The following is a 6380-nucleotide window of genomic DNA, read 5'->3' as shown; positions in this document are numbered from 1 at the left end:
GAATAGTTCTTTCTCCACCACTACTCCAAGACTGGAAAGAAACTGTACCGATAAGCGGAATAGTTTTTTCGCCGCCATCACCCTATCGGTGGAAAGAAGCTATACCGATAAGCGGAATAGTTTTTTCGCCGCCACCACTCCAACTCTGGAATAAGCGGAATAGTTCTTTCTCCGCCACCACTCCAAGGCTGGAAAGAAACTGTACCGATAAGCGGAATAGTTTTTCCCGCCACCACTCCAAGGCTGGAATAAGCGGAATAGTTCTTTCTCCACCACCACGCCATCAGTGGAAAAAAACTGTACCGATAAGCAGAATAGTTTTTTGCCCACCACCACTCCAAGGCTGGAAAAAACTGTACTGACAGCGCCACAGTGATTTCTCCACCTCCGCAACCATCCATGCTATCAGTGGAAAAAAACTATACCGATAAGCAGAATAGTTATAGCGTTCTGATAGCCTCTGGGTAAGATACGGAAAGTTTCACCGAGGAGGTGTACCTCAAGGTTGGGACAGAAACGACTGCGGATCGTATAAATCCGATAAACGCTATAAAAAAGTTAGCCTTTCCCGGTTTAACTGCTGTTGTGGCGACCAGTTGCACCTTGGGCGATCGCCCAACTCCCGCCCTCTCCTCTTCCTACTACTCCTGTAGGTAAGGGACAATCTGTTCTTTCCAGTTTAAATATCCTTCCCCATTTAGGTGAACCCCGTCTTCCGTGTACTTCGGGTTCAATTGTTGCCGATGGTCAGCAAATTTGGAAAATAAATCGATATAGCGATATGAGAATTGTTCCGCTAGGGCTTTGATTTGCCCGTTTAATTCCCTCACCGTTTCGTTGCTCATGGTGCGGGTGAATTCTTGATTGTTAATCGGCAATACGCTTTGCACCACCACGTCAGTCTCGGGACTTTTCTCGCGAATGGTAGCGAGAATTTGTTGATAGTTTTCTACAATAAATTTTAAGGGAATTTCTCGGTGGATATCGTTAATGCCAATGAGTAAAAAAATCTGTCTTGGTTTTCCTTCTACTACTACTTCTATGCGGTTGAGAAGGCTAGTTGTGGTATCGCCATAAATTCCCCGGTTGATGATGTGCGGGTTGCCCAAAAGTTCTCGCCATTCTGCGGAATCGGTGAGACTATCTCCTAAGAAAACAATCTGGTTGGGGGAGTTGGGTAGAAGTTTAAATAAGCTGGTTCGATGTCGATAGTAGTTTTCCCGGGAATTCGCGGCGCTATTGGGGTCACTGGCGAGATTCAGTTTTTGCATGAGGTAGGGAATTCCGCCTTTGTGGGCGATGAAGATGATGCCGGCGATCGCGAATAAAACATTGAGAGTTAGGGAGGCGAAATACTTGCCGTTTGAATGCTTGAAAATCCTCATCTTAAACAGGAAAATAGCTGGGGTTTATGCGAGAATGAAAAGATAACTCAAAGGTCATTTTTTACCGATTTTGGCAGGGCATCCGTGCGGTGGAGAAACTCGCCAACTCGCTGCCAAACTCGTTCTAGCAAATCCGGGCTGTCGGGGTCGAACCATTCGATTTCCCGGTAGCGGCGAAACCAAGTTCGCTGGCGTTTGGCAAATTGGCGGGTGTGCAAAACCGTGAGGTTTTTAGCCTCTTCCAGAGAGATTTTTCCCGCGAGATATTGCTTGACTTCGGCATAACCGAGGGTGTCGAGCAATGGCAAGTCGGAACCGTATTTTTGACACAGATATTGTACTTCGGAGACGAAACCGGCAGCAAACATGAGGTTCGTGCGCTGGGCGATGCGGCGATCGCAGGCTTCCACCTGCGGGCAGTCTAACCCGAGGTGTAAAATCGGATAATTGGGCGGATTTTCCCCCTGTTGGTGGGAAATCGGGCATCCGGTGACGTAAAATACTTCTAGCGCCCGTAACGTTCGCACCGAGTCATTGGGATGAACTTTTTGGGTGGATTCTGGATCCACTTGTTGCAACAGGGCGTAACAGTGGGGTTGACCCAAAGCGGCGAGTTGCGATCGCAGTTGCGGGTTAGGTGGCACCCGGGGAATCTTTAACCCCTTCACCACTGCTTTCAGATAAAGCCCCGTTCCACCGACTAACAACGGCACTTCACCCGCCGCCTGAGATTTGGCAATCAATTCGTTAGCTTGTTGTTGGTAATCGGCAACCGTCAAGGAATCCCGGGGGTCGCACAAATCGAGCAGATAGTGGGGCACCAATTGGCGATCGGCCACAGTAGGTTTAGCCGTACCGATATCGAACTCGCGATAAACCTGACGGGAGTCCGCACTGAGGAGCGGCGAACCGAGGCGTTGAGCCAACGCCATACCCAGGCTCGACTTTCCCGTAGCCGTCGCCCCACAGATGACAATTAAAGCAGACATAGCGCGCAATGGTTAATAATTCCTCAGTTGACGATCGCAAAACCCTCCCCGGCCCCTTGCCGATTCCCCCCGACCACCTCGCCCCCTCCATCCCCCCAAAAAATTTCTCATCATTTTGCCCTATCATCGCTGATAACCGTTTTGTGTTATAATTTTTGCAGTTTTTAGTATTTTAACCGTTTCAAGGGGCACAAGCCCGATTAATGGAGCTATTTTCGTATGACCACCAATTACAGTGCCGACCAGATACAAGTTCTTGAAGGTCTCGAGGCGGTTCGCAAAAGACCGGGGATGTACATTGGGTCCACTGGCCCGCGAGGACTCCACCATCTCGTGTATGAAGTGGTGGACAACTCCATCGATGAGGCCCTGGCTGGCTACTGTACCCACATCGAGATCGAGTTAAATCCAGATGGGACTTGTCAGGTCCAAGACGACGGACGAGGGATTCCCACCGACACCCATTCCAAAACCGGTAAATCCGCCTTAGAAACCGTGATGACGGTATTGCACGCCGGGGGAAAATTTGGCGGCGGCGGCTATAAAGTGTCCGGGGGCCTTCACGGGGTCGGCGTTTCCGTGGTCAACGCTTTATCCGAATGGGTAGAAGTGACCGTTTGGCGAGATAAGAAAGTCCATTTCCAGCGCTACGAACGCGGGATTGCCAAAGGGGAACTCCAGGTCAAGTCTATCAAAGAAAACCGCAGCGGCACAGCAGTATGCTTCAAGCCAGATCCGGAGATTTTTACCACCGGCACCGAGTTTGATTACAATACCATCGCGGGGCGGTTGCGAGAACTGGCCTATTTGAACGGCGGGGTAAAAATTACCTTTACCGACCACCGTCTGGAATTGCTCAAAGGTGACGAACCGCGCGTCGAAAGCTATTGCTACGAAGGTGGCATCCGCGAATATGTGGAGTACATGAACCGGGATAAGCAAGGGCTACATGAAGAAATTATCTACGTGTTCGGCGATCGCAGCGACGTACAGGTAGAAGTCGCCTTACAGTGGTGTACCGACGCTTACACCGATAACGTCCTCGGGTTTGCCAACAACATCCGCACCATCGATGGCGGAACCCACTTAGAAGGACTAAAAGCTGTCTTGACGCGGACGATGAATAATATTGCCCGCAAGCGCAACAAGCTGAAAGAGAACGACTCCAACCTCGGAGGCGAACACGTTCGCGAAGGCTTGACGGCGGTGATTTCCGTGAAAGTGCCCGACCCCGAATTTGAAGGGCAAACTAAAACTAAGTTAGGCAATACCGAAGTGCGCGGGATTGTGGATTCTTTGGTGGGCGAAGTGCTCACCGAATATCTGGAATTTCGTCCCAGCATCGCCGATGCGATTATCGAACGCGCATTGCAGGCTTATAATGCAGCCGAGGCGGCGCGACGGGCGCGGGAACTGGTTCGCCGCAAGTCGGTTCTGGAGTCTTCCCCCTTACCCGGAAAACTGGCGGATTGCAGTACGAAAGACCCCAGCGAAAGCGAAATATATATCGTTGAGGGGGATTCCGCAGGCGGAAGTGCCAAACAAGGTCGCGATCGCCGCTTCCAAGCGATTTTGCCCTTGCGCGGGAAAATCCTCAATATCGAAAAAACCGACGACACCAAGATATATAAGAACAACGAAATCCAAGCCCTGATTGCAGCCCTTGGGTTGGGGGTGAAAGGAGAAGAATTCGACGAGTCGCAACTGCGCTATCACCGGATTATTTTGATGACTGATGCGGATGTGGATGGCGCGCACATTCGGACGTTGCTGTTGACCTTTTTCTACCGCTATCAACGGGCTTTGGTCGATCGCGGTTTCGTGTACATCGCTTGTCCTCCGCTTTATAAGGTGGAACGGGGCCGCAATCATTACTACTGCTACAGCGATCGCGAACTCCACAACCTACTGCGAAATGAATTCCCCGCTAACGCTAATTACAGCATCCAGCGGTTTAAAGGTTTGGGCGAAATGATGCCCACTCAGTTATGGGAAACCACCATGAATCCCGAAAGCCGCACCCTCAAACGAGTGGAAATCGAAGATGCTGCAGAAGCCGATCGCATCTTTACCGTATTGATGGGCGATCGGGTCGCCCCTCGCCGCGAATTCATCGAAACCTACGGTCCGCAATTGAATATCACCGAGTTGGATATTTAATTGGTTATTGGTTGTTGGTCATTTGTCCTTGGTCATTGGTCCTTTATCCTTGGTCATTTGTCCTTGGTCATTGGTCATTTGTCCTTGGTCATTTGTCCAATGACCAATTTCTTCAAAGATTTATCGCAATTGTTAAAAAATGCAAAAAAATATCCCAGGGGTTGAAGGCGGAAGGTGGAATATAAATTATTAAGGTCAAGTGCATTTAGAATTGGCTCAATACAGAGAAATTGCGCTTTTGGCTGGGCGAGAATCGCAAGCGACAGAGGGCGGAAAAATTCCGCACTAAAACCAACGGCTATCCTCTCATTAAAACTACAAACAATTGGACAATTGCGAGGTCGGTTATGATAAACCAATCTACCCTAAAAATAGTCGGGTTGGCTGTCGGGGTCGCATTATGCCGTTTCTGTCATTCTACCCCAAGCACCTCATCGGTGAAAACCTCCACCTCACCCATATGAACACTGCTATATACCCAATGTAAATGCTTAACAGCTTATCGGATAACTGTCAGTTCCGACAGGTTGGGAAGGAATTTGATGCGATCGCCCGCTGGGTTATTTCCCCGCATCCGCATCGGCGATCGCAACTGGGGAATTAGAGAACTGGTGAGGTGTTAAGCTTAATAGTCCTTCCAGAATCCAACCGATCGCAGTACGATTACTAATAAATTCAACTGGTCCGCAAATTCAACTATTTCTAGTTAATTTGTTTCATCAAATAACTAAATCTAAGCAGGTTTGAATCAATGCCGATAACCATAATATGGCTATACCCCAAGGCACTATATCACCCATATCTGTTTAAGAAAACTTCGATTCTCGCTGAATACCGTCAATCAATTTTTGCAGCCACGAAGTCTGAGAAATTCCTGTTGAAATTTGAGAGTTTTGAAGCAAGCTATGCTCAGAAAACCACAACATTCCAAGCGAACGTCGATACCAGTGATACAGACGTTTGGGGCGATCGACATATTTAAGGCCGATCCATTGGACATAAATCCATATTAGGGCTAAAGTAAAGCCAATAACAGTTGCTATTAACTTCTCTCTAATTACATTGGATGTTACGATAACAAATGCTCCAGCATGAATTGCAGCAAATCCTTGAAAGCGGTTCCAGTATATTTCTTGCTCTCGATGGACTTGTTCAGTTAAATACGACAGTAAAGATAGTTTATCCTTGACTTCTGCTTCTAAAGCAACGAGCAAACTCTGTTCTTCATCGCTTAAGTTTCCACTAATTGTTGCAAGTTTGTATCGAGTTTGAGGGTCTAAACCTGTTGGGGGATTGGAAAAAACATTCGTAGGGGTTGAATTAGTGCTGTTTAAGTTGGAATTAGAAGGTTGCGGTTGAGTCATTATAGTTGCGCTCCTAAAAGTGATTTTTTAGATTGGCTCTGTCTAATATTGTAGTGTTAAGATTTTTAAATCAATACTCCGGAGAGTCTTAGTGTTAACGACATTGAGAAGGATTCCAGGGTACTCCCTGGAAACAGTGCTTCCCCTGGGGCGATCGCACCGACGGGAACCAGAGAACTGTCAATGGTAACACTTATTTTAAAGATTAATGGTTTATTCCGCAACTATTCCGCCTGTCGGTACAGTTTTTTCATCCCTGGGGGTTGGTGGTGAAATGTAGCAGGTCTCTTTCTTTATGCGATCCGCAGCCGTTTCTGTCTCAACCCTGTCGGTACCTCCGAGGTGAAAAATTCCTCTACCTCACCAATATGAGAAAAGAGGCGATCGCTGGAAAAAATTGCCATGTTTGGCAGCAAGTTGTGATAGAATGGAGATAAGCCGTGGGGGGAGGCAGGGCGTTTAAGCAAGTTATGCATTGCATC

Annotated in this window: 5 protein-coding genes; 1 reads left to right on the top strand and 4 read right to left on the bottom strand. The window is 48.1% G+C overall.

From position 1 onward, the window contains the following. Positions 1–641 precede the first annotated feature (641 nt). The gene (locus AC0QH1_RS30660) at positions 642–1385 is read right to left on the bottom strand and encodes a GDSL-type esterase/lipase family protein (RefSeq protein WP_324635239.1); all 744 of its coding nucleotides are present in this window, start codon (positions 1383–1385) and stop codon (positions 642–644) included. Positions 1386–1432: 47 nt separating this feature from the next. Next, entirely contained in the window at positions 1433–2374 is a 942-nt protein-coding gene (gene miaA / locus AC0QH1_RS30655; protein ID WP_324635238.1) for a tRNA (adenosine(37)-N6)-dimethylallyltransferase MiaA, read from the bottom strand. A 219-nt stretch (positions 2375–2593) separates the two neighbouring features. Here miaA and gyrB point away from each other — a divergent pair, with 219 nt between their 5' ends. After that, positions 2594–4534 (top strand): DNA topoisomerase (ATP-hydrolyzing) subunit B, encoded by a 1941-nt coding sequence (gene gyrB, locus AC0QH1_RS30650; RefSeq protein ID WP_324635237.1) that lies wholly within the window; start codon positions 2594–2596, stop codon positions 4532–4534. An 806-nt stretch (positions 4535–5340) separates the two neighbouring features. Here gyrB and AC0QH1_RS30645 read toward each other — a convergent pair. Beyond that, positions 5341–5898 carry a hypothetical protein gene (locus AC0QH1_RS30645; protein ID WP_324635236.1) on the bottom strand — a complete coding sequence of 186 codons (558 nt, stop codon included), beginning with the start codon at positions 5896–5898 and terminating at the stop codon, positions 5341–5343. Positions 5899–6191: 293 nt separating this feature from the next. After that, on the bottom strand, positions 6192–6380 hold a 189-nt coding region (locus tag AC0QH1_RS30640), incomplete at its 5' end, for a hypothetical protein (protein WP_324635235.1).

The sequence above is a fragment of the Phormidium sp. CCY1219 genome, from assembly GCF_055795085.1.
This window is presented reverse-complemented; position numbering and strand designations above follow the sequence as displayed.

Excerpts from the sequence above, each read along its gene's own strand:
- AC0QH1_RS30660 (WP_324635239.1), bottom strand. The coding sequence starts at position 1,385 with ATGAGGATTTTCAAGCATTCAAACGGCAAGTATTTCGCCTCCCTAACT.
- miaA (WP_324635238.1), bottom strand. The coding sequence starts at position 2,374 with ATGTCTGCTTTAATTGTCATCTGTGGGGCGACGGCTACGGGAAAGTCG.
- gyrB (WP_324635237.1), top strand. The coding sequence starts at position 2,594 with ATGACCACCAATTACAGTGCCGACCAGATACAAGTTCTTGAAGGTCTC.
- AC0QH1_RS30645 (WP_324635236.1), bottom strand. The coding sequence starts at position 5,898 with ATGACTCAACCGCAACCTTCTAATTCCAACTTAAACAGCACTAATTCA.